The organism is Gilliamella sp. ESL1225 (assembly GCF_058502635.1).
In genome coordinates, this window is record NZ_CP196358.1 from 1340810 (window position 1) to 1364266 (window position 23457).

At 32.4% G+C, this 23457-nt stretch carries 22 protein-coding genes; 8 read left to right on the top strand and 14 right to left on the bottom strand.

Annotation, left to right across the window (positions count from 1 at the left end; all coding sequences use genetic code 11):
- Window positions 1-22: 22 nt before the first annotated feature.
- Window positions 23-1672, top strand: coding sequence for an autotransporter assembly complex protein TamA (gene tamA, locus ACSYSW_RS06090; RefSeq protein WP_491706182.1), 1650 nt, complete (start codon window positions 23-25; stop codon window positions 1670-1672).
- Between the two features lies 1 nt (window position 1673).
- Window positions 1674-5564 carry an autotransporter assembly complex protein TamB gene (gene tamB / locus ACSYSW_RS06095; RefSeq protein WP_491705908.1) on the top strand — a complete coding sequence of 1297 codons (3891 nt, stop codon included), beginning with the start codon at window positions 1674-1676 and terminating at the stop codon, window positions 5562-5564.
- Here the strand turns inward: tamB and rsmC are convergent.
- On the bottom strand, window positions 5561-6601 hold the full coding sequence (gene rsmC / locus ACSYSW_RS06100; protein WP_491705907.1) for a 16S rRNA (guanine(1207)-N(2))-methyltransferase RsmC: 1041 nt from the start codon (window positions 6599-6601) through the stop codon (window positions 5561-5563). The two genes, tamB and rsmC, sit on opposite strands and share 4 nt — an antisense overlap.
- An 87-nt stretch (window positions 6602-6688) precedes the next feature.
- On the opposite strand from rsmC, the gene ACSYSW_RS06105 reads away from it, so the two are divergent.
- The 4 genes from ACSYSW_RS06105 to cyaY all read left to right on the top strand — a co-directional run bounded on the left by ACSYSW_RS06105 (window position 6689) and on the right by cyaY (window position 8711).
- A complete protein-coding gene (locus ACSYSW_RS06105; RefSeq protein ID WP_491705906.1) occupies window positions 6689-7087 on the top strand; it encodes a DNA polymerase III subunit psi in 399 nt (132 codons plus the stop codon).
- Window positions 7065-7526 (top strand): ribosomal protein S18-alanine N-acetyltransferase, encoded by a 462-nt coding sequence (rimI, locus tag ACSYSW_RS06110; protein ID WP_491705905.1) that lies wholly within the window; start codon window positions 7065-7067, stop codon window positions 7524-7526. The genes ACSYSW_RS06105 and rimI overlap by 23 nt, the downstream gene beginning before the upstream one ends.
- Before the next feature lie 74 nt (window positions 7527-7600).
- Complete coding sequence (locus ACSYSW_RS06115) at window positions 7601-8245, top strand: thiamine diphosphokinase (protein WP_491705904.1); 645 nt, start codon at window positions 7601-7603, stop codon at window positions 8243-8245.
- A 157-nt stretch (window positions 8246-8402) separates the two neighbouring features.
- Window positions 8403-8711 (top strand): iron donor protein CyaY, encoded by a 309-nt coding sequence (gene cyaY / locus ACSYSW_RS06120; protein ID WP_491705903.1) that lies wholly within the window; start codon window positions 8403-8405, stop codon window positions 8709-8711.
- 193 nt (window positions 8712-8904) lie between these two features.
- Here the strand turns inward: cyaY and celB are convergent, their stop codons facing one another.
- The 6 genes from celB to ACSYSW_RS06150 all read right to left on the bottom strand — a co-directional run bounded on the left by celB (window position 8905) and on the right by ACSYSW_RS06150 (window position 15222).
- The gene (celB, locus tag ACSYSW_RS06125) at window positions 8905-10245 is read right to left on the bottom strand and encodes a PTS cellobiose transporter subunit IIC (protein ID WP_491705902.1); all 1341 of its coding nucleotides are present in this window, start codon (window positions 10243-10245) and stop codon (window positions 8905-8907) included.
- A 40-nt stretch (window positions 10246-10285) separates the two neighbouring features.
- Window positions 10286-10753, bottom strand: coding sequence for a hypothetical protein (locus tag ACSYSW_RS06130; protein WP_491705901.1), 468 nt, complete (start codon window positions 10751-10753; stop codon window positions 10286-10288).
- A gap of 40 nt (window positions 10754-10793) precedes the next feature.
- A complete protein-coding gene (locus ACSYSW_RS06135) occupies window positions 10794-11159 on the bottom strand; it encodes a PTS lactose/cellobiose transporter subunit IIA (protein ID WP_491706073.1) in 366 nt (121 codons plus the stop codon).
- Between the two features lie 2 nt (window positions 11160-11161).
- Entirely contained in the window at window positions 11162-13177 is a 2016-nt protein-coding gene (locus ACSYSW_RS06140) for a BglG family transcription antiterminator (protein WP_491705900.1), read from the bottom strand.
- Between the two features lie 253 nt (window positions 13178-13430).
- Window positions 13431-13748, bottom strand: coding sequence for a PTS cellobiose transporter subunit IIB (locus tag ACSYSW_RS06145; protein WP_491705899.1), 318 nt, complete (start codon window positions 13746-13748; stop codon window positions 13431-13433).
- 37 nt (window positions 13749-13785) lie between these two features.
- Window positions 13786-15222: a 6-phospho-beta-glucosidase gene (locus ACSYSW_RS06150; RefSeq protein ID WP_491705898.1), complete on the bottom strand. Its 1437-nt coding sequence runs from the start codon at window positions 15220-15222 to the stop codon at window positions 13786-13788.
- A gap of 419 nt (window positions 15223-15641) precedes the next feature.
- Here ACSYSW_RS06150 and ACSYSW_RS06155 point away from each other — a divergent pair, with 419 nt between their 5' ends.
- Window positions 15642-16211, top strand: coding sequence for a hypothetical protein (locus tag ACSYSW_RS06155; RefSeq protein ID WP_491705897.1), 570 nt, complete (start codon window positions 15642-15644; stop codon window positions 16209-16211).
- A gap of 92 nt (window positions 16212-16303) precedes the next feature.
- Here ACSYSW_RS06155 and ACSYSW_RS06160 read toward each other — a convergent pair whose 3' ends face one another.
- The 5 genes from ACSYSW_RS06160 to ACSYSW_RS06180 form a co-directional block, all read right to left on the bottom strand.
- The gene (locus ACSYSW_RS06160) at window positions 16304-16723 is read right to left on the bottom strand and encodes a hypothetical protein (protein ID WP_491705896.1); all 420 of its coding nucleotides are present in this window, start codon (window positions 16721-16723) and stop codon (window positions 16304-16306) included.
- A 103-nt stretch (window positions 16724-16826) separates the two neighbouring features.
- The gene (locus ACSYSW_RS06165; RefSeq protein WP_491705895.1) at window positions 16827-17246 is read right to left on the bottom strand and encodes a hypothetical protein; all 420 of its coding nucleotides are present in this window, start codon (window positions 17244-17246) and stop codon (window positions 16827-16829) included.
- A 116-nt stretch (window positions 17247-17362) separates the two neighbouring features.
- On the bottom strand, window positions 17363-18151 hold the full coding sequence (locus tag ACSYSW_RS06170) for a hypothetical protein (RefSeq protein ID WP_491705894.1): 789 nt from the start codon (window positions 18149-18151) through the stop codon (window positions 17363-17365).
- A 510-nt stretch (window positions 18152-18661) separates the two neighbouring features.
- On the bottom strand, window positions 18662-19489 hold the full coding sequence (locus ACSYSW_RS06175) for a phosphoenolpyruvate hydrolase family protein (protein ID WP_491705893.1): 828 nt from the start codon (window positions 19487-19489) through the stop codon (window positions 18662-18664).
- Window positions 19490-19498: 9 nt separating this feature from the next.
- Window positions 19499-20710, bottom strand: coding sequence for a Tm-1-like ATP-binding domain-containing protein (locus ACSYSW_RS06180; protein ID WP_491705892.1), 1212 nt, complete (start codon window positions 20708-20710; stop codon window positions 19499-19501).
- Between the two features lie 182 nt (window positions 20711-20892).
- On the opposite strand from ACSYSW_RS06180, the gene ACSYSW_RS06185 reads away from it, so the two are divergent.
- Window positions 20893-21441, top strand: a complete 549-nt coding sequence (locus tag ACSYSW_RS06185) for a TetR/AcrR family transcriptional regulator (protein WP_491706183.1) — start codon at window positions 20893-20895, stop codon at window positions 21439-21441.
- A gap of 148 nt (window positions 21442-21589) precedes the next feature.
- Here the strand turns inward: ACSYSW_RS06185 and ACSYSW_RS06190 are convergent, their stop codons facing one another.
- Both ACSYSW_RS06190 and serC read right to left on the bottom strand, forming a co-directional pair.
- A complete protein-coding gene (locus ACSYSW_RS06190; protein WP_491705847.1) occupies window positions 21590-21967 on the bottom strand; it encodes a hypothetical protein in 378 nt (125 codons plus the stop codon).
- Between the two features lie 380 nt (window positions 21968-22347).
- Window positions 22348-23442, bottom strand: coding sequence for a 3-phosphoserine/phosphohydroxythreonine transaminase (gene serC, locus ACSYSW_RS06195; RefSeq protein ID WP_491705846.1), 1095 nt, complete (start codon window positions 23440-23442; stop codon window positions 22348-22350).
- Between the last annotated feature and the right edge of the window lie 15 nt (window positions 23443-23457).

The window sequence follows — 23457 nt, forward strand, 5'->3', positions numbered from 1 at the left end:
TTCTACTTTCAGCTATGCCGAGATGAGTCTCTCTATTAATGGCTTGAAAGGTGAATTAAAAGACAATGTTCAAGCTCGACTTGCATTGATAGATCCTCATCAAGTTGATGATACACCCCATTTTAAAAGTTACCTTGAAACTGAAATCAAAAAAGGATTAAGGGCACTCGGTTACTATGCACCCACTTTTGAATATGTCGAAGATAATCCCAAAATTTTAAAAATCATTGTGCATGAAGGCGAACCTGTGCGCATTTTAAAACTCAATGTCAATATTAGTGGCGAAGGCAAAGACGATAAAGATTTTCAGAACCTCCTTAAATCTAAACTCCCCAAAATTGGCGAAGTATTAGATCATGGTACCTATACTTCGTTTAAAAAGAGTTTACAAAGTTTATCACTTCAAAAAGGCTATTTTGATGAAAATATGACGAAACATGAATTAGCCGTTTCGCCTTCAAATCATGCCGCAATTTGGAATATCGACTTTGATACAGGAAAACGCTTTAAATTTGGTAAAATTCATTTTGATCGCACCCAAATTAGAGATAATTATTTACTTAATATCGCTCCTTTTAAAGAGGGGCAATATTTTGAAGCAGATGCCCTTTCTTTATATAATAGGCGTCTTGCCTCATCCAATTGGTTTAACTCAGTAATCGTATCACCTAATTTTAAACAATTAAGCGATGATAAAGTATTACCGATAGATGTCTTTACAACACCACGTAAGAAAAACAGCATGGATCTGGGTTTAGGTTATTCGAGTGATAATGGTGTCAATGGTAAAATTAGTTGGAATAAACCTTGGATAAATAGTCGTGGGCAAAGCTTCCAAAGTAATTTAGAGCTATCGTCTCCCGAACAAATCATTACCATGAATTATAAAATTCCGCTAAAAGAATCCCCTTTAGAGAATTACTATTCGATTCGTACCGGTTACAAAAAAATTGATAATAAAGACACGTATTCTAATTCTTATACCTTCGGCATATTGCGCTATTGGGATAGTGAAATAGGTTGGCAAAAAGCACTAGGCATTAATGCCTTATATGATAATTTTACGCAAGGATATTATAGCTATAGAACCATGCTGTACTATCCATCATTAAACTTTTCAAGAATGCAAACTGATGGCAGTCTATTCCCATTATGGGGTGATTCGCAACGTTATTCGCTTGAAGCTGCCAGTGATAAATTAGGATCAGACATTAATCTGATTCGTTTCCAAACACAACAAAGTTGGATCCGCACGTTATTTGATAGCCATCGTTTTATTTTACGCGCTAATTTTGGCATTATTCAAGCGGATGATTTTAATCGTGTTCCCCCGTCTTTCCGCTTTTTTGCTGGGGGGGATCGAAGTATTCGTGGTTATAGTTATCAATCGATTTCGCCTAAAGATAGTAAAGGAAAATTAAAAGGTGGCTCTAAACTAATCACCGGTACATTTGAATATCAATACAATGTGAAAGGTGATTGGTGGGGTGCCTTATTTGTCGATAGTGGTGAAGCTATTGATAAAGTGGATAATTCAAAATTTTACACAGGTGCGGGATTTGGTGTTCGCTGGGCATCCCCTATTGGTCCTATAAAACTTGATATCGCCTCACCCGTTAATAATGGCGATCCCTCATTACATTTATATATAGGTTTAGGAGTTGAGCTATAATATGAATACGCAAAATCAGACGACCGAAAATACCAAAGCGTCATCCACATCAAAGTCGGCGTCGTTACCTCCCAAAAAAACTAAACGATCTAAATGGAAAAAGATTATTTATTCTTTTATCTGTTTATTATTCTTAATAATAATCTTATTAGGTAACCTGCTTTATACATCGCTCGGCATTCCTGTTAGCCGTTTTGTTCTGAATAAAGTCATGCCGGAATTAAAAATCGAATCTCTTAACGGGACCTTAGTTAATTTAAAAATTAACGGTTTGTTATTAGATTTGAACGGTATACAAGTCAAAGTAGAAAACGCAGCTTTACGGATTTCACCTTCATGCTTATTGACGTCTAAAATTTGTATTGATAATTTTACTGCCGATAATATTGACGTTAATATTCAAACGGATAATTTTTCATCCTCACAAGATGAGAAACAAACACCGACACCGACACAACTACAAACTGACGAACGTTTTGTCATCAATATGCCATTACCGATTTTGTTAAAAGAAACACATCTAAGTCATGTCAATGTGCAAGTCAATGATATGCATTTTGGGATGCGTGATTTTACAACTGATGCTGAATGGATAAATCATCAACTTAATATCTACCCGACTTATGCGGATTCTTTAACCGCAGTATTTGCCGATGTTGATACACCCCCCAAAGTCGTCGATACGTCTTTAGAAAGTGTTCCACTTAATCAACAATTACAACAATTATTTAATCAACCTCTATTAACGCATTTACCGAATGTATCGATTCCTCTTGATATTAATGTGGCAAGTTTGACCGGTAATAATTGGCGATTACATATTGGTGGAGAGGATTATCATTTTAATCAGGTAACCATCCAAACTAATATTATTGATAATTATATTCAAATAAACAATCTTGATACTGATGCCATATCCCCTTATGCCAGTGGTCACGCTACCATTAATGGTGATATTACGCTAGGCAATGATTGGCCCTTACAGGCTAATATTGAGGTAAAAACGTCGCAAAATAGTCTTTTTGTTAAAGCTCAAGGTAAATTATTAGGTGAACTTGTAGGTCAAATACGCGTTGAGGGATTGAATCAATTTACGGCCGATGCTCGAATCAATTTTATTAAAAAATATTTACCTGTTTTTATTAATGCTAAAGGAAAACATCTACAATATCCGTTTGATGCACAACCATTATATCAAGCAAATAATTTTAGTTTTATTGTGACGGGTAATACCGATAACTATGGATTACAAACTAAAGGAGAGATCTTAGGCGAGCAAATCCCTAATATTAATTTTAATCTGCTAGCTAAAGGAAATCGTAAATCAGCTCAGTTTTCTAAAGCAATTATTGAGCTACCACAAGGAAAAATTGACGCTAATCTGTCTATTGATTGGCAAACTGCCCTAAAATGGAACAGTAAAATTATATTAGATCACATTAATTTACCAAAAGAAATTCCTCATTATCCAATCAAATTGATGGGAAATATTGAAATAAATGGCTATTTAGATAAGCAAGGCTGGTTTATTGATTTTGCGCAATTACAGTTACAAGGTAATGTTAAACATGCCAACATTAAATCAGATGGTAAAATTGCCATGGATAATGATTTTAATGTCGCAGCCCACCATTTTACTTTTGATTGGGGAAATAATCATATAGTCATGGAAGGCAGCTCCAATAAAAATGATCTTGATACTAGCCTTAATTTAGCTGATTTAAGTTTATTTCTCGATGACTTAAAAGGCTCGTTACAGGGTAACGTAAAAATGACCGGTAACATAAAAGATCCGATTATTAGAAGTAATGTTGCTATTCATTCATTAAAATATAAAGATTATGCAATTAATAACGCAAATTTTGATGCTAATGCCCATTTTTCTCCGCAAATAAACGGCAATCTTAACTTAACCGCGCAACAAATTTCGCTGCCCGATCTATCTATTCGTCAAGCCAGTGTATCATTAATAGGCAATGAAACTCACCATACGCTTGCTATCAATATTGATGGCAAACCCATTTCATTGGTTAGCCAGTTAACGGGACAATATGATAAAGTTAAACAAAGCTGGATGGGAACACTATCGCAAGCGAAATGGACTATTGATGATAAATACATTAATGTAGCCAATCTAAATCAGCAAGAAAACATATGGCAATTAGATAAGCCATTAATGATAAATTATGATTTTATTCAGCACATTCCAACCATAGGCGCCCATTGTTGGTTAAATCAAGAAACAAGCTTATGTTTAGAAAAAAAACTAACCATTAAACCGGGAAGTTCTGCCAGCATTCAATTAAAAAATCTCCTTTTACAGCGATTACCTTATATTAATGATAGTGATACACAAATTAGCGGTAATGTGAATAGTAAAATTGATATTCAATTTAATCAAGACAATATTTTACCTACCTTAAAAATGGCTCTAAATAGCCCTGATTTAAAGATAGAACAACTAATCAACAATCAACCCTTACCTATCTTATTTGATAAATTTGCAATAACGAGTGAATTCAATCCAAATCTGGCAAAAGTTGATTTAGACATTAGTCTTTATGGATTAGGTAAAATTAATGGTCGTGTACAAATTGATGATCCCGAAAATAAACAAAACATGTCTGGGCAATTAATTATTAACCAATTACAATTATCACTTTTAAAACCATTGATAGGAGCCAATGAGTATGTTAATGGCGCTATTGATAGCAATTTAAAACTATCAGGTACATTAAAAGACCCTTATATCGATGGAATCATTGGCTTAGAGCCTAGTGAAATCAAAACGAATTTATTACCATTTGATATTAAAAATATCTTTTTCAAAATAAATTTTAATGGTAAATCTTCTAATTTAAGAGGTAAATTGATTACAAAATCAGGTGAAATAAATATTATTGGTCAAGCGAATTGGAATTATTTAGACAACTGGCGTGCCTCAATGCTGGTGCAAGGTGATCCGGTTTTAGTTCATCTTCCTCCTATGATAGAACTTTCAGTCGCGCCAGATATTAAAATAGAAGCAACCAATAATGAATTAAACATCACAGGTAAGGTCAATATTCCTAAAGGAAAAATTACCGTTGAAGAGATCCCTCCTTCAATTGTCGATATTTCATCCGACGAAGTGGTATTAGATAAAAACTACCAGGTCATTAGGGACAAAGATTTACCGTTAAAAATCAATACGCATATTCAAATTAATATAGCCAATAAAGTTCAGGTAAGTGCATTTGGATTACAAGCGAATTTAAAAGGCAATTTATTAGTATTACAAAATGCTAAAGGCCTCTCTGTTAATGGAGAAATTTCAATTCCAAAAGGTCGTTTTCATGCTTATGGTCAAGATTTGATTATCCGCAAAGGGGTGTTGATCTTTAATGGTCCACCAGACCAACCTCGTTTAGATATTGAAGCCATTCGCAATCCTGAAGCCATAGAGAATAATGTTACAGCTGGCTTACGAGTAACGGGTTTAGCTGACGATCCTAAAATTGATATCTTTTCAGACCCTGCCATGGCACAGCAAGAAGCCTTATCTTATCTATTACGTGGACAAGGGTTAGAAACCAGCGAACAAGGTGATAATGACATGATGACCGCCCTTTTAGTGGGCTTAGGAACTGCAAAAGGCGGTCAATATGTCGGTGATATTGGTAATTTATTTGGTATTAAAAATCTTAGTTTAGATACACTAGGGGCGGGTAATAATTCAAAAGTTGTTGTCAGTGGCTATATTTTACCAGATTTACAAGTCAAATATGGCATCGGTATTTTTGATGCCATTGCCACGTTTACCTTAAGATATAGATTATTGCCAAGATTGTATTTAGATGCCACAACCGGTATCTCGCAAACCTTAGATTTAATCTATCAATTTGATTTTTAATGACTGGCTAAATAAACAATAAATTTTGTTGTTTTTGCAATAACTTCAACACGATTAAATGTGTCATCGAGTAATGTTCGATAAGGTAAAAATGTATTTGCAACAATACATAAATGACCATTTAATTTTAGATGTTTTTTAGCATGTTTAATTAAATTATCAGCGGCGTAATAACTGGTTTCTTTACCATCATGAAAAGGTGGATTTGAAATAATTAAGTGATATTTATCATCAATATCCGAAAAAATATCACTTGCTATTACCTGCCCGTCTACCTTATTACATTCAAGCGTTGCCTTGCTTGCAGCAAGTGCGGCACTATTCACATCGGTTAGAGTAAGGTTTATATCATGAAAACATTTCCCTAATACTGCCGATAAAACGCCGCTACCACATCCAACATCTAAAATATTGCCTTTTACAATCTCAGGGTGGTCAAATAAACTATTTAGTAACAGAAAACTACCTGGATCTAATTGCTTAGCACTAAAAACACCGGGTAAGGTTTTAACGTTAATATCTTGCTTATCAACGGTTAAATGATACTCTTGCCACCATTCACTTAAATTAAAAGCAAGTTTTATCGCTGCTTGGAAATGATAAAGGCTACAACGCCTTGCGCTATCAATTTTTTGGATATCGCCAAAATCAGATAACAGCTTTTCACTGCTTTTTATTCCAGATCGATTTTCACCGACAATGAAAATATCGCAACCAAGCCGAAGATTATGCAATAAATAACTTAATTGAAATTGCGCTTCACTTTTGGTTTTTGACCAATAATAAATCAAAGTATCAATACCTTGATACATGTCTTGTTCCGGTAATAAGCCAAATTGAATATGTCGATTAGGCGCAGATTGTTTTTGACGTAAATAAGTATGATATTGTGTGCAAAAAATATTAACCTGCTTAGCATTAAGCTGAGCCGGAAACAAATCTTGTATATCGCCGGTAATAAGCACATTCTTATCCGTAAAAAACGCCTCATGTCGTTCTAATATTTGACTGGCAGGGGTAAAAGCAGACGTTGCCATAATTCCTCGATAAAAAACTTTATAAATTGTTGCGCAAATTATACAATTAACCGTCTCTGATCTCTAATAAAAATCAATAAGGTGATAATGCAAACACGTGATTGGTATTTAAAGCAGTGTAATATTACACAATATATTTTGCGTAATGCGCATGCTTTTAAAGGTGAATTAGCAGCAAATATTGATAAACATATTCGCTTAATTGTGGTTAGCCAAACTAAACCGATAGAAAAAATCTTTACGGATATTTTAAAAGCCATTCATCTTAATCATGAGCAAATATTACATCTCACCCCTAATCAGCTTATTATGTCGCCAAACGAGATAGAATGCGTAATTTGGTTTATCGGGATCACCCCTGAGGCTAATTGGCAATCGCCACTCACTATTGCAACAACTAACCTAACAGAACTGGCTAAAATGCCGAATTTAAAAAGGCAACTTTGGCAACAATTATGTCAATATGAAAATTATTTCCTCTCTTAATCAGCAAGATTTATTAGCCGCTTTTCAATTAGAAAGGCTATGTCATAGTCATCCATGGTCAGAGCAAGTCTTTTATTCTAATCAAGGCGAACGTTACCACAATTTGAAAATAATGCATCAAGATCAACTAATTGGTTTTTGTATTTGTCAAATCGTTGCCGATGAAGCCAGCTTATTTAATATTGCCATTCACCCTGATTTTAGGCAGCAAGGTCATGCAAAAGCCTTATTAACAGCTTTGATGGATGATCTCATGTTAATCAAAACGCCAATGCCAATTAATCAGATTTGGTTAGAAGTCCGCAAATCCAACCAGCAGGCAATAAAGCTTTATCATTCACTTGGATTTAATGAAATTACGGTACGCAAGAATTATTACCCAGCCTCAGATGGCTCATTTGAAGATGCGATTATTATGGCTTTTTCGTTATCATTATAAACAAACGTTACAATACTTTTTTAAAAGTTAATTACCAAAACAGTAAGATAAGAATAAATAAATGAGAATGACTAATGTTATCTAATTCACAATCTAAAAAAGCCTTATTATTTGTTAATGGCGAAGCGCCGCAAGATTACCCACAAAATAGTCAAGATTATGATTATATAGCCTGCACTGACGGTGCTTATCATCATTATTTGCAAAACTCCCCGATTGTGCCCGAATTTATTATTGGCGATCTTGATAGCTTGCCAAAAAACAGCCAAATTACACCAGCAACCCAGCTTATTTATACGCCCGATCAAAATAAAACTGATTTTGAAAAAGCATTACTCTTTTTAATGGCTAAAGGTGTTAATGAAATGACTATTTACGGCGCACAAGGTAAAGCCAGTGATCACTTTTTAGGTAATTTATCAGTGGCTAAGCAATATCAGCAGCAATGTCATTTGGTTTTTTATGATAATTTTTGCCAATTTTTTTATGCGCGAAATCAGCAAACACTTTTTAATGTTAAAGATAAAATTATTTCGCTGATCCCGATGCCGAAAGTGACAGATTTAACGATTACAGGTTTTGCCTACCCGTTGGCAAATGCGACTTTAGAATTTGGTGGTTTTATTAGTTGCCGCAATAAAGCGTTAACCGATGAGGTAACGATTTCTTTTACTGACGGTGATTTAATGATATTTATTGCCCTCCACGCTGAGTTTTAAAAACAAAATTAATCATAGGTCTAAATTAATCCTAGCGTTAAATTAATAATTTGTTTCATTAAACATTAGCAATATAAACCTCAAGACAGTTAATCACTAGTCGATAAAGGGTAAATATGATACGATCACATTCTATTTATTTTTATGAGTTAGCTTTATGAATAATGCCGAATTTAACCAACTTACCGATACTTTATTTTCGCAAATCGAAATTTATCTTGATAACTATGCTGAAGATAACGATCTTGATATTGATTATGAAACACACGGCAATGTGATAACGATCAGTTTTGTTAATGGCAGTAAAATCATCATTAATACTCAAGAGCCTTTATTTCAAATTTGGCTTGCCACTCGTAAACAAGGCTACCATTTTGATTATATTAATGGAGCGTGGATTTGTAATCGTACCGATAAACCATTTATGACGCTATTTAGTGAAGCGGTTAATGAACAAAGTCATTAAGCTTTCAACGTATTTTATGCATTAGCTTTTTATTTTTCATTCACTTACGTTGTCAAACTATCACTAAAGCGTGATAATAATTTGAGATAGCTTTTTACTCATGACATTTTTTAAAGACCTTCTTTAAAGGCAATTTTAACAAAATTGCCTTTAGGCTTATTTAATTCTTCTGCTATCGAGACATTGTTTTTATTTATGAAGCAACCTGCACTCCTTCTTGCTCATCTTTACATAATTTATTGTCGTACAATTTGACAAACGGTAAATAAATAATTAACGCTAATAGTGCAGATAATATGGCTAAAATTATCGCTTTATAATCCCCACCTGTACTTATAAATGCGCCTAACCCCAATGGTGATGGCCAGGGGATAAATGCCACAATCGGTTTTATAATTCCCGTTGTGATTGCAAAATAACATAAGCTACCGCATGCCATTGGCGCTAAAAAAAACGGAATAGCTAAATAAGGATTATAAACAATTGGCATACCAAAAATAATCGGTTCATTAATATTAAAAATAGCAGGCACAGCTGAGGCTCGACCTAATATTTTTAATTGACTCGATCGAGCATAAAATGCAATAAAAAAGGTCATTAATAATGTCGCACCAGAGCCACCCATAATAACCAGTGAATTATTAAATTCACCTGCAAAAGGAATATGTGCGCCAAGAATATTTTTGTCCATATTCATCATCATAAACGGTGTGATTAATGCACCGATAATACTGGCGCCATGAATTCCAACAACCCAAAGCGCATGAATTAAAAATAAAATAACCATCACCCCTAACCAGCTATCTGTTAAATCCCTGACAAAACTAAACGGAATGGAAATCACGTTAAATATATCCGTATCAAGCCAAACCAAAATGCCATTAAGAATAATGACTGTAAAGGCGATAACAAAAGTCGGAATCAATGCGGTAAAAGATCGTGATACCCCTAAAGGGACGGTTTCTGGCATTTTAATTACCCAGTTACGGCGTACGCATAAAAAATATAATTGTGTGGCAATGACCGACATAATAATGGCGATAAAGATGCCCGATGTTCCTAATCTAAATAACATTGAATCAATACGTAATCCATTAATGACATTATCAGCGGAACTATTCAATAAAATAACCGCGCCATTTTCAATAATTAACTCCGGTAATGTCATCATGAATGCAAACATTGACAGCAAGGCGCCATTTAACGCATTAACTTTTAGCCCGGTTTCTTCTGCTTCGATTCGAGTCAGTTCATATCCCATGGCAATATTAAAATAAAGTGCCAAAATGCCAACTGTTGCGGTGTTTGCAATCATATAAAGATGATTAAATTTAAAAATAGTATCTTCAAAAAATCCCGTTAGACCTGTAAAGGTTAACGGTAAACTGTTAAAGACCAAAAACATCGATCCCACAATGGAAAAAGGAATTGAAGCCATTCCGGCTGCCATAACCGCTCTGACAAATTTAAATTGCGAAATTTGTGCCATCGGGTTCATAAGGTATTTTTGTAAAATGAGAAAGCCTGTATTCATGAGTTGCTCCTTCTTTTATTTATCATTCTTAATTAATAGGTTAATTACGAAGCGATTGATAAGCTTGTATTCGGATAAAATGTTTATCTTTATTATGTTTAATTGCCTGAATTTTTTTAAGCATCAAACCAGCAACAATAAAACAGATGATAATAATGACAGTTAAGGTATAAAGAACGCGAGGATCCGTTTTTAAAAAAGGGAAGAAAACGATAAATAATGGTGAATAAATGATCACACTTAATAACGCATTAATTAGCAGTAATGAGCGATAAAAAAGTTGTGCATAAAACAGTTTATTGGAATGATAGCGATACAGTTTAATTTGCTCAAAGGCAGCGCATAAACTTAAAACAACTAAAATCATCGGGAATATTGATGCAATAGATAATGAGGCAAGAAGAAAAATCATCCAATACAGATTTAAAAATAAAAAAAAGGCAATACCATAACGTATACCTAAAAAACGATTAAAATATAGATTATCCAGACTTATTTTTTTATACATATCCGTCTCCTTAAATCTTAAAAAAAGTAAAAATTGCGTTTTAAGGCATAAGATTATGTGAGATTAAGCATTGATGGAGCTTGTTATTTTCTTGATATAAAAACAGCATTTGCTCAGCAACCTCGCGTAATGTCATCGTATTCATTAAATGGTCTTGTGCATGAACCATAATAATTTCCATATCAAACTTTTCACCATTGGCATAAGATTGCAATAAATTGGTTTGCGTTTGATGAGCTTGTAAAATATTTTCATTGGCAGTGTCAAGATATTGCCTTGCACTATCAAAAGCATTTTCTTGCATAGCTTTAAAGGCTAAATGGATCTGCGTTCTTGCTTCCCCACTATAGACGATAAGGGTAAAAGCAATCGATTGGAGATCCTCAGTAGATAGTTTTGTGGTCATCATTAAACTCCTTGATCAATAAGCGTTAAAAAAAGTGATTTAAATTCAACAAAATCATGAATATTCAACATTTCTTTTTGTAGCGGAAGATTATTGGTTAAAGCAACAATGGCTTTAGTCATCATCGATAAATTATTATTTTGGTAAATTGATGGCGAAATCATAAAAACAAAATTTACATTTGGATAAACCTCATTCCAATAAAAACCCTTTGGTATAATTGCAATACCGATTTTAGATAGTTTTCCAACAGGAATAATCGGATGAGGTACGACAATACTATGGCTAAAAAAGATTTCACCTAAACTTGAACGATTAGCCATTTGTTCAATCATCTCTTTTTTGTAATGACTATCTTCATTACTAGAAAGCTTGGATAATAACTTTTGCAAAATCTTATCTTTTTCCATTTTTTCATCATGACAACAATAAAAATAATTAGCGGTAAAATCATCAACAATTTGATTAATATGATTTTTATTTAAGTCACTTGCCTGTGTCATAACATTTGCAAAAGCATCACGCTTTGGTAATACAAGATTTTGCCGAGATAAAAGGTAATTTCTGATCGGCATAATGTCTTGTTCCGTTAAAAATACCGATACATGAAAGACTGGCACTTTTAATACTTGCGAGGAAAGATCAATCGAAGAAATAATAAAATCAGCTTGATTTAGCATTTCGCTATCGGTTTCATAATAGCCTTTTGTTGCAATAATCTTTATGCGATCATCAAATTCATTTTCTATCCGATTTTTTAATAATTGTGCACTACCGAGTCCGGTCGCACAAATAATCAGCACTTTCGCTTTTTGTTCATTTTTAAATTTTTCGATTGAAGCTAAAAGATGTAATGATAAATATCCCCATTCATCATCACTCACCTCGCATTTTGAAAGCTCAGGTAACTTTGCAAAATAAAATTTTGTTAGGGCTAATAATTCGGGGTAGTTTTGCTTGATCTCATCTAACAAGGGATTTCGTAGTTTGATATTTTGAGACAACCTAACTAGCATTGGCGTAAGATGCTGGATGATGCCATTTTTTAATTGTTCATCTTTCAAAAAAAGATAGCCGGTTTCTTGTTGTATTTCCATCAGTAATTGACTAACTGATACGGTCAACTCAGTATTATTATCTCGTTGAGTATCATTACCTTTGCTCATTAAATGCAATGTTAAATATAATTGTTCTTCATTTGGAAATTGAAAACCAATAACGTTTTCAATTCGCTCAAGAATTGTCTTTGCTACTTGTGATTCGATGGATTGCTGACTAGAAAGCGGTAAATCTAAATGTTGAATTGTGAGTCCTAATTGAATACGTTTAATACCTAAAGATAAATGTAAAACAATATTTTGAATCATCACGTCCGATAAAATTAATTTTGCCTCACGACAAGCATCTAAAATAATCATGGTTAATACATCAATATTAATCTCCTGATTAAATTTATTTAAATATGAAAGGTGTTGTAGAAACTGGCTTGAATCTTGTTTAAAAAAATAACTCAAAATAAAATGCCTTTTAGCACTTTCAGAGCCCTCAATCGAGATCAACGATTTCGTCTTTTTAAGCATTAATTCATGTGACTTTAAGTGACGTTTTATTGTCGCTAAATCTTTATTTAATTGTGATAAACTGATAAATAAACTATCTGCAGTATCCTCTAAATTAATTTGCTTATTAGCTAGCAACAATACATTGAGTAAATAATGTTCTCTATCTTGTGCATTACGATAATGAGTATGGGTTTGAAATTCACTTTCAAAATGGTGATCAATTAAAAATAAATTAAACGCCGTTCTATCTTTAATTATTAATTGAATGCCTTGTCCTTGCTTACTGATGATAATAGCGCCATGTGTTTTTATCAGTATTTTTAAATCATTTAAATAAGTTCTGACAGTACGATCCGATATAGATAAGCAATTAGCAAGTTCTAGACTACTTTTAAAGTTATTTTTTGAACGAATTAATAAACTGATTAATTCGCGTTGCTTTTGTTTAATTGCCATTATCAACACTCTCAACCATTAATACATTTAATTAATATTACAATTAATCAGTAATACCTATAATCACTAAAGGTAATAATTAATAAATTAGCCTTGCCATTGTTACAAATAAACTATTTAAAAAAACTCGAGTCTATTATTATGTGTTAATTTTCATTATGCGTTAAAATCATAAATCAAAATTAGTTAATAGTAATTTTAACAATGACAAAGCTTAAGGTGATGATTTTTAACTTCACCTTGTATTTACTCGTTAATTAATATTTTCCTCGATAAGTTTAGTTAATTTATCAATTCCAGATTGAATAGGTATATAAGCTTGAAAAGGAATACTCACGACAGGTTTACCTTGCTCTTCGCCTAATTTTTTAAATTTATCAAACATCATCATGGTTTGTGGGCTAATTAAAAATAATGAAAAATCGCTATTTTTGATCATTTCATTCCCTTCAACTGCTGAGACTGCATCAACCATAATCGGCTTATTTTGACTAGCAAAAAAATCCGTCGCCTTTTTTGCCATTAATGATGAAGACATGCCAGCTGCACAAATAATTAATACTCTTTTCATAATCATTATTCCTATTTTATATTTAAGCTCACTTTGTCTATAAATCTTCACCATTTGATGAAATAACTTTTTTATACCAATCAAACGACGCTTTTGGTTTTCGTGCTAATGTGCCATTACCTTGATTGTCTTTATCGACATAAATAAAACCATAACGTTTTTCCATTTCGCCGGTACCAGCTGAAACTAAATCAATACATCCCCAAGGGGTATAACCTATTACCTCAACCCCATCTTGTAATATGGCAAGTTTCATTTGTTTAATATGATCTCGCAAATATTCAATACGATAATCATCTTGAATTGTGCCATCTTTTTCGATTTTGTCGTAAGCACCAAAGCCATTTTCAACAACAAATAAAGGCAATCGATACATGTCAGTTAACCAATTAAGCGAATAACGCAATCCTTCCGCATCAATTTGCCAACCCCAATCCGATGCTTTAACATAGGTATTACGGATCAAATCGTCTTTTTCATTGTATTCATAATCATCGTTACCCTCTCGTTTACGAATTGCAAGCGACATGTAATAGCTAAAACCTATATAATCAACGGTTCCCCGCTTTAACACTTCAAGATCTTGCTCGGTAATATCTACATGAATTTGTTTTCGTTGCCAATAATTCATTAAATATTCCGGGTAACAGCCAAAGCTATGGACATAAGCAAAAAAATAGCGCATTTCCATCGCTTTAAGCGACATCATCATATCGGCAGGTTTGCAGGATTCTGGATAAATCGGCGCAAAAGCAATCATACATCCAATATGCAAATTAGGATTAATCGCATGACCAATTTGCACGGCTTTAGCACTTGCCACTAATTCATAATGTGCGGCTTGATACATCACTGCTTCACGATTATCACCCTCTTTATAAAAGATACCTGAATTGGTAAATGGTGCAAAGTCTTCATGATAATTAGCTTGATTATTGATTTCGTTAAATGTCATCCAATATTTAACTATAGTGTGATAGCGTTCAAAACAAACTGTCGCAAACCGAACAAAAAAATCGATTAATTTGCGATTTCGAAAGCCACCATATTGTGTGACTAAGTGATAAGGTAATTCAAAATGTGACAACGTCACAACGGGTTCAATATTATATTTTAAGCATTCATCGAATAACTCATCATAAAATTTTAATCCCTCTTCGTTAGGGCAAAGTTCATCCCCATTAGGAAAAATTCGTGTCCAGGCAATCGATGTACGAAAACATTTAAAGCCCATTTCAGCAAACAGTTTTATGTCTTCTTTATAATGATGATAAAAATCAATGCCCTCATGATTAGGGTAATATTGTCCATCAACGATGCCGTCAGTAATTTTACGATAACTTTTAGGTGAACCAACCGTCATCACATCAGCGACACTAATGCCCTTACCACCCTCTTCCCAAGCGCCTTCGAGTTGATGTGCAGCAACCGCGCCACCCCATAAAAAATCTTTTGGTAATCCTTTATTATTCATAATTTAGTACCTTTGGCTGTTTGTTAATCTTAATTTAGTATAAAAAAGAAAAAACAATATTTCATATCGAGATTTTCCGTATCGATCAGGAAAAATTTATAGGTTAAAAATTAAGATATCGATTTTATTAACGTTTTTAATTTTTAAGGATAAAACATGGGTATCTTTTAAACTTAAAAGGCCTGTGTTTATAGTGTTAAGGAAAAAAATTTTTGTTTAATTATTGTTGGTTATTTATCATCGAAAATAGGTTTGATATTATCGGAATTTTTTATAGATAAACTATTATTAATTAAATACAGCAAATGATATATTTCTTTTTTTTATTAAACTTGTTAATCTTATACTGATTACTTTTTTATATATAAATAATTTATTATGGAATTAACAACTTTTTTGAGGATTTTTGAGGAAAATCTATGTCGAAGAAACGAAAAGTTATACTTTCTATTGTAATTGCATTAGTTGTTATCATTTTTTTAACAAGTAATGGCGAAACTGATGATACAAAAAATTTACCAGTCCCACCTGACCAGCGTAATTTTATAAATGCTTCTTTAGATGCCATAAAAGTAACAAAACGCGCCGACAACGATATGCAAAAAGGAAAAATATTAAATATTCGTAGTCAGAATATTTGCTCTATTTTAGATTTTTCAGGCGATGTTGAAGATTGGTATGGTGTAATTCATAAAATTGATTCTAATTCAGATGGTTATGGTATTTTAGAAATTAAAATTGCAAAAGATGTCATTATTAAAACATGGAACAATTCTTTGTCAGACTTATTTTACAAAACACTAATTACACCTTCATCAGATCTTTTTGATGATATTGCTGCGATGAAAAAAGGTCAAAAAGTCAAATTCTCCGGTAACTTCTTTTCAGATAATGAAACCTGCGTTCGTGAATCAAGTTTAACGTTAAATGGTAAATTAACAAATCCAGAATTTATTTTCAGATTTAGCGATGTAATAGTTGTAAATTAATTATTTAACGATCAAATTAACTAAAATAAAAAAGCACCGCATATAATGGTGCTTTTTTATTTAGTCTCGATATCGCTTTTATAGCTAATTGTCTATTTACAAATTTGGTCAATTGATAAACTTATAGGTATAGTCTTTTTATCAACAAAATGATAACGATATAGAAAACGAAAATCATTTTGTCTAAATGCAGCGACAAATTTAGGATTACCACATACCTGAGATTTAAGTGAAGGTATAAGTCCTTTTTTTAATACGTCGGCAGTAATATTATTACCTATCATAGCCAAATCATAATCATAAATTACATTTTTATCATCTGATGTAATATCTTTAATGGTAGATAAATTATCCAATTTAATTGGAAAAGACTTATATTCTTGTAATAGTTGTTTTTTTCCTTCGGCGGCTATAGCTTTCGTTGTAAGAGTATTACTTGGTGTTGCATAACTAAACGACGAAAATAATAAACCACTTATTATCATCATACCTAGTTTAGATGGATGTTTCATAATTTTCCTCAAATTATTGTTAGTTTTTAATACAAATAAAAAAGACACATTATTTATTGTGCCTTTTTTATTTAATACTATTTTATCTTTTATATCCATCTCTTTATTGACAAATTTCATCAATCGATAAACTGACAGGAACAACTTTTTTATCAGTGAAATGATAGCGATATAAAATGCGGTAATCATTTTGTTTAAAAATCGTTTTATATCTATCATCATCACAGATTTGTGTTTTTAGTGAAGGAATAAGCGCAATTTTTAATTCATTTGAAGTAATATTATTACCAACAAGCGATAAGTCATAATCATAAATCACGTTTTTGGCATTTGAGGTAATATCAGTAATGGCAGTTAAATCATCTAATTGGATCGGAAAGGATTTATATTCTTGCTGTAACAGATCTTTTTCCCTTTGAGCTATCTCTTTTGTTGTTAAATTACTACCTATTGCCGCATAACTTATCGAGGAAAACAGTAAACTACCTATCACTAACAATTGTAACTTAGATCTTTTTTTCATAACTTTACCTCAAATAATGTTGGTTATATATACAAAAAAAGCAAATTTTGATGATAGGAGATTTTTTGGAGATTTACAATGAAACTTGTTATTATTTTATCTTTAAATGGTATTAGTTATTCCATTCTTATTTCTTTCATAATTAAATTATTTGAATTTGATAAATAAAGAATTTCGTTAGAAAAAGTATTCATCTCCCTATCATCTTGCTTATTTTGCGAGATCTTTTTGGCTATTATTATATCGTCATATTTTTTTAATAACCTGTAATTTTGCCCATTGTATTCAAATGTTTGATAACTTTTATGTATACTTGCTCCCAATAAGTTTATAAAAAATGCAAACGTGATATAAAAAAGCATAAAAAGTATAAAATAATAACCAAATAATAAAATATTTTTAGCATATAGCATCTTATAGATACTACACACGGTATACAGAGCAAGAAAAACCAAAAATAACATTTTTAAAAATACGAAAAGAGTGTTTTCACCTTTCAAAAAATAGATAATTACTGAACAAATTGCAAAAACAATAATAATGATAAATGAAAGGGTACATTTATCTTTCATAGTGAAAGGTTTAAAACTATTTTTTGTCCCGTATAAAAAATCCATAATTAATATTATCGAAATAAAAATAAGAGGTATACCACCAAAATTGTTTTTGAAGATGATAGAAGGTGTTATAGCTATATAATTAATATCAATCCTATAATATAACGATGTAAAAAATTCATACACATAAGCATTTATAGAAAATACCACCGAGAAAATTACAAAAAAAACACTAAAATTTTTTAATAAAAAGCTATCTTGAAGAATTTTGCCATTATTTAGAATAGATGTTTCAGCTAATTTATCTAAAGTTTGTTTTTTAAGTTTAGTTTTGTTTGATTTGGTCATAATTTTTAGGTCTCAGAATGAAGTCTAAAAAATATATTATTAATATAAAAAAGCAGCAGAGAATGGCTCTTTGTATAAATAAATATTTAATCAATTAAAAGGAAAATCATCAACGCCAACATCATCAGAATAATCCTTAGATATTTTAACTTATTACTTTAAGTTAATTCACTTGTAATAAGTTATTGATAATTAAATAGGTTTACCATAATACCTTAACGATATAAAATTTTAAAATGGTAATTAAATGAAAAGAACCAAAGAACTCCATGATAGTTACAAATGGATTTGAAGTAAGTGGTAATGTTCTCTAACATTAGTTGTTATCGGTGAAAATTCTTAACACCTTTTAACAAAAATGGAATGTCTATTTGGTGATTAGTTTTGAATAAATTTATAAGTAACAACCAACCAAAAATATCTAATGAATAATGCATTTTGGTTGGCTAAATGCTAACTTGAGTTAAGCAACCCAATTAGTTTATTTATTATGTAAGTATAATTTTAATATCAATACTTAATTGACTTAAATTGTTTAGTCGTCTCTTTTAATGCCACTTCTGTTGGTAAGCGTTCCATTGAGCTTGCGCCATAAAAACCATTACAATCAGGACAATGTTTTAAAATATAAGCCGCATCTTCTGGGGTTGCGATGGGTCCACCATGACATAAGATAATAATATCTGGGCGGATTGCTTTAGCGGCTTTCGCCCATTGATTAATAAGTGGTACGCAGTCTGCCAGTTTTAATGCTGTTTCGGCACCAATGCTGCCACCTGTGGTCAATCCCATATGGGGAACTAAAATATCGGCACCAGCTTTGGTCATGGCGATGGCATCTTCTTCACTAAATACATATGGCGTTGTTAATAAGCCTTTTTCATGAGCCTTGCGGATCATTTCTACTTCGAGAGCATATCCCATTCCTGTTTCTTCAAGATTCGCTCTAAAATTACCATCAATTAAGCCAACCGTTGGGAAATTTTGCACACCACTAAAACCGATAGCTTTAATATCATCTAAAAACTTATCAAATTGACAAAACGGGTCGGTACCATTTACGCCTGCTAAAACTGGAGTATGACTAACTACAGGTAAGACTTCTTTTGCCATATCCATCACAATTTCATTTGCATTACCATAAGCGAGTAATCCAGCTAAAGAACCACGCCCGGCCATACGATAACGACCTGAATTATAAATAACGATTAAATCAATACCACCTGCTTCTTCACATTTTGCAGACAATCCTGTTCCGGCACCACCACCAATAATCGGCTCACCGTTAGCTATCATATTATGAAATTTTGCTAATAATTGTTCACGATTTTGTTTCATTATATTCTCCTAATTTGGTATTAATTGATTGAAATATGTAGTAACTAGCTTTGCAAACTCTGCCGAGTTAATATGATAAGGTGTTTTAATCAATATTCGCTTTTCTGTTTGCACAAACTCACGTTCAAACGTATCTATAAAGGCTTGTCTCACTGCCTGATCGTCAAAATCACCACCTTCAATATCTAGTGCCGAAAAACCACCTTCAGGAATTATAAAAATGACATGACCTTCACATTGATTAAGTTTGCCTGCAATCCATTTAGCTAAAGCGATATTTTCTTCTAAATTTGTTCTCATTAAGGTGACTTGCGGATTATGCTGATAAAAATGGCGATGGCGATATTTTTCTGGAATAGTCGCAGGGCTACCAAAATTAACCATATCTAGTGCCCCACAAGAGCCAATATAAGGTATTTTAGTCCTTGCAATTGAATCAAATCGTTCTGCATCGCAAGCTAAAACGCCATCAAATAAATAATCACAAACTTCGGTTGTTGTTATATCTAAAACGCCATGTAATAGATGACTATCAACCAATTTTTCCATCGCTTTACCACCACTACCTGTGGCATGAAAGACTAAACAGTCATATTTATCAGCAAGTTTTGAGGTTAGCAATTGTACGCAAGGTGTTGTTACACCAAACATGGTTAAACCTAATGCAGGTTTATCATTTCGCTGTTGATGTTTATAAAATAAAACGGCACCGATAATAAAATTAGCGGCATTAGTCAATACTTTTCTTGAAATAATATTTAAACCTGAAATATCAGTAACTGAATAAAGCATGGCAATATCACTTGAACCAATATAGCCAGAAATATCCCCAGATGCCATTGTTGATACCATCAATTTCGGTATACCTATCGGTAATGATTTCATTGCCGGTGTGATTAATGCCGTACCACCCGAGCCACCTAATCCCAATATTGCGCCGACATCTTGTTGTTTAAGTAAATAAAGCTCAAAGGCAATCGACATAGCAATAATTGCTTTTCCGCGGTCGCCACAAAAAATAGCCTCTTTACCTTGTGGATGATAACTAGCAATTGTTTCGGCATCAATATCAGCAACATATTGAGAATCATAAGGTTGGGTTGAAAGATCAATGATTTTAGTTTTAACGTCTTGTTTTTCAAGCAAATCTTTTACATAAAAAATCTCTTCACCCTTCGTATCGAGAGTTGTAACTAGATATGTCACATTATTTTTATTCATTATAGTATCCTTTCAATAAATAGATTGGTCATTATTATTGTTATCTAACCTAGAGTGCTTTGTCACTGATTATACATCAAAAATGAGACTTAAGTCTCATTTTTGATGTGTAGGCATAAATTTAAATGAAAGGGAAAATACGTTATTATATTGATCTTATTAAATATTAATTAAAATGAGTAATGGACAAAAAACATTTATATCATGGCATCAAAAAACGTAATTATGAACGTCTAATCAGTATTGCACTGGAAGAATATGAGCAAGGGCATTCACTGACTATCTCAGAACTTGCCGAAAAAGCCGGAGTTTCTAGAGCTACGGCTTATCGTTATTTTTCTACTCAAAATGAATTAATTTCTGCAATGGTTAAAAGTTCATTAGAACCAATTTTTGCTTGGCACTCAACTCAAATTGATCCTGAAGACAATATTGCTGATTTTTTAGCTTTTGCTTTTCCTCAAATGTTAAAACATGAAGGGGTATTTCGCGCGGCATTACAAATTTCATTACAACAATGGGCAGAGGAAAAATCGGCTAACACATTATCAGAAGATAAACTAATAAGAGGTAATCGCAAAGATATTCTATTTAAACTCCTTGAACCACTCAAAAAAGAGTTATCTCCTGATCTTTATGAAACCGTTATCTATGCCATATCGATCATTTATGGTTCAGAAATTTTTATGGTGCTCAAAGATATTTGGTCTTATTTAAATATTTTCGACTAATTTTCAACGTCAAAAGAAACATCAGTGATTACGTTACCATTTGTTTTATTGACGTCATAACTTGTTTCTGTCAAAAAATATAAATCCCCTTTTCTCTGTTCAGATAAAAAAATTATGTATACTTTCTAATGCAAAGATCTTCTAGAACTTAACCCTTATCTAAATCTGCTTGTTTTATCCATCCTTTATATGTGTTAACCAAATAATCTGGATGTGTTATTCTTATATATGAAAACTCCCCATTTACACATTCTTCAATGACTTCCATATGCGAGTCCACATATAAATATTCTGTTTTTCCTGTCGCTTTTCTATATCTTTCATTAATAATAAGTTCCATTTCCTTACCGTTTTTTTGGTATAAAAAACTTTTTTGTAAAACAGAGTAAATTTTTCCTGTTATAGTTGATCCTGAAGCACATTCTGGAGTAATTTTTGAGTTAGAAATCGTCACTGAATCTGTTTTTCCTTCATCACACCCCACTAAAAAGCATCCCAATAAACTCACTAATAAAATTTTTTTCATACCCTTTTCCATTAAATGTTATTAAAGTTGCTAATACTATAAAACTTCGGCTATCAAATCAACGTATATTTAAACCCATACATCGGTTGTTCTTTTAGATTTGAAGCCTAACTTTACCTTGATACTATTGCTATGATCAGGGATAAATTAATAGTCTGAAACTAAAATAAGATAAAAAATGATGAGGTGAAAAATATATTAATCGATTAGTTTCAATTAAATATCGAATTTTGAAGGAATACCATTAAAAATGGTTAAATTTAGTGTATTTATCAATTTATATTTTAAAATGCGATCCTATTTTGATAGTAGACACATTAAATTGCCAAATACACAAAATTTAATTTTACGTTTTATAAATATTAATAACGCCAGATGACTCATAAATGATTAATATTTTGCTCTTCAAACCGTTTCATAAACTCAATTAAATAATCCACTCCCGCAAGATCCATTGCGTTATAAATAGATGCGCGCATTCCGCCAGCAATACGGTGACCTTTAATGCCGATAATGCCGACCTTTGTCGCTTCTTCGACAAATAATTTATTTAATGTCTCATTAGGCGCAAAAAAAGTGACATTCATGATTGACCGATTAGCCGGCGCGATAGTGTTATGATAAAAATCAGACTTGTCGATAAATTGATATAAACGTTCTGCTTTGATTTTATTTCGTTTTTCAATAGCAGATAATCCCCCTAATTGTTTTAACCATTTAAACACAAGTCCTGACATATACCAGGCAAAAGTTGGCGGAGTATTAAACATAGAATCATAATCTGCTAAGACTTTATAGTCTAGAATTGAAGGTGTTATTGATTTAGCAAAACCTATCAAATCATCACGCACAATAACAATGGTTATGCCAGAAGGTCCGACATTTTTTTGTGCACCAGCATAAATAATGCCATATTTAGAGACATCAATGGGCATAGCAAGAATACACGAAGACATATCGGCAACGACAATTTTATTGGCAAAATCAGGCTGTTCAAAAATTTGGATACCATCAATCGTTTCGTTTGGGCAATAATGTAAATAAGCGGCATCTTGAGTTTGTTGCCACAACGCCATGGGTTTAACACTCGTCATGCCATTTTGTTTAACTAAAATATCTTGTTCATTAACATGGCAATATTTACTGGCTTCTTTTGCCGCGCTTTGGCTCCAAAAACCACTATTTATGTAATCTGCTTGTTGATGATTACCTAAAATATTTAATGGTACTGCCGCAAACTGTCCTCTTGCTCCGCCTTGGCAAAACAAAATTTTATAGTTATCAGGTACATTTAATAAATCACGTAAATCTTTCGTTGCTGTGATAGCACAGGTATCAAAGTCTTTTCCTCGATGGCTTAACTCCATCACTGAAGCGCCGGTATTTTGCCAATTTAAAAACTCACTTTGAGCTAATTTTAATACTTCAAACGGTAATTTAGCCGGACCTGCACTAAAATTGTAACAGTTATTCATTGCATTTCACTTTCA

Excerpts from the sequence above, each read along its gene's own strand:
- tamA (WP_491706182.1), top strand. The coding sequence starts at position 23 with ATGAGTCTCTCTATTAATGGCTTGAAAGGTGAATTAAAAGACAATGTT.
- tamB (WP_491705908.1), top strand. The coding sequence starts at position 1,674 with ATGAATACGCAAAATCAGACGACCGAAAATACCAAAGCGTCATCCACA.
- rsmC (WP_491705907.1), bottom strand. The coding sequence starts at position 6,601 with ATGGCAACGTCTGCTTTTACCCCTGCCAGTCAAATATTAGAACGACAT.
- ACSYSW_RS06105 (WP_491705906.1), top strand. The coding sequence starts at position 6,689 with ATGCAAACACGTGATTGGTATTTAAAGCAGTGTAATATTACACAATAT.
- rimI (WP_491705905.1), top strand. The coding sequence starts at position 7,065 with ATGAAAATTATTTCCTCTCTTAATCAGCAAGATTTATTAGCCGCTTTT.
- ACSYSW_RS06115 (WP_491705904.1), top strand. The coding sequence starts at position 7,601 with ATGTTATCTAATTCACAATCTAAAAAAGCCTTATTATTTGTTAATGGC.
- cyaY (WP_491705903.1), top strand. The coding sequence starts at position 8,403 with ATGAATAATGCCGAATTTAACCAACTTACCGATACTTTATTTTCGCAA.
- celB (WP_491705902.1), bottom strand. The coding sequence starts at position 10,245 with ATGAATACAGGCTTTCTCATTTTACAAAAATACCTTATGAACCCGATG.
- ACSYSW_RS06130 (WP_491705901.1), bottom strand. The coding sequence starts at position 10,753 with ATGTATAAAAAAATAAGTCTGGATAATCTATATTTTAATCGTTTTTTA.
- ACSYSW_RS06135 (WP_491706073.1), bottom strand. The coding sequence starts at position 11,159 with ATGACCACAAAACTATCTACTGAGGATCTCCAATCGATTGCTTTTACC.
- ACSYSW_RS06140 (WP_491705900.1), bottom strand. The coding sequence starts at position 13,177 with ATGGCAATTAAACAAAAGCAACGCGAATTAATCAGTTTATTAATTCGT.
- ACSYSW_RS06145 (WP_491705899.1), bottom strand. The coding sequence starts at position 13,748 with ATGAAAAGAGTATTAATTATTTGTGCAGCTGGCATGTCTTCATCATTA.
- ACSYSW_RS06150 (WP_491705898.1), bottom strand. The coding sequence starts at position 15,222 with ATGAATAATAAAGGATTACCAAAAGATTTTTTATGGGGTGGCGCGGTT.
- ACSYSW_RS06155 (WP_491705897.1), top strand. The coding sequence starts at position 15,642 with ATGTCGAAGAAACGAAAAGTTATACTTTCTATTGTAATTGCATTAGTT.
- ACSYSW_RS06160 (WP_491705896.1), bottom strand. The coding sequence starts at position 16,723 with ATGAAACATCCATCTAAACTAGGTATGATGATAATAAGTGGTTTATTA.
- ACSYSW_RS06165 (WP_491705895.1), bottom strand. The coding sequence starts at position 17,246 with ATGAAAAAAAGATCTAAGTTACAATTGTTAGTGATAGGTAGTTTACTG.
- ACSYSW_RS06170 (WP_491705894.1), bottom strand. The coding sequence starts at position 18,151 with ATGACCAAATCAAACAAAACTAAACTTAAAAAACAAACTTTAGATAAA.
- ACSYSW_RS06175 (WP_491705893.1), bottom strand. The coding sequence starts at position 19,489 with ATGAAACAAAATCGTGAACAATTATTAGCAAAATTTCATAATATGATA.
- ACSYSW_RS06180 (WP_491705892.1), bottom strand. The coding sequence starts at position 20,710 with ATGAATAAAAATAATGTGACATATCTAGTTACAACTCTCGATACGAAG.
- ACSYSW_RS06185 (WP_491706183.1), top strand. The coding sequence starts at position 20,893 with ATGGACAAAAAACATTTATATCATGGCATCAAAAAACGTAATTATGAA.
- ACSYSW_RS06190 (WP_491705847.1), bottom strand. The coding sequence starts at position 21,967 with ATGAAAAAAATTTTATTAGTGAGTTTATTGGGATGCTTTTTAGTGGGG.
- serC (WP_491705846.1), bottom strand. The coding sequence starts at position 23,442 with ATGAATAACTGTTACAATTTTAGTGCAGGTCCGGCTAAATTACCGTTT.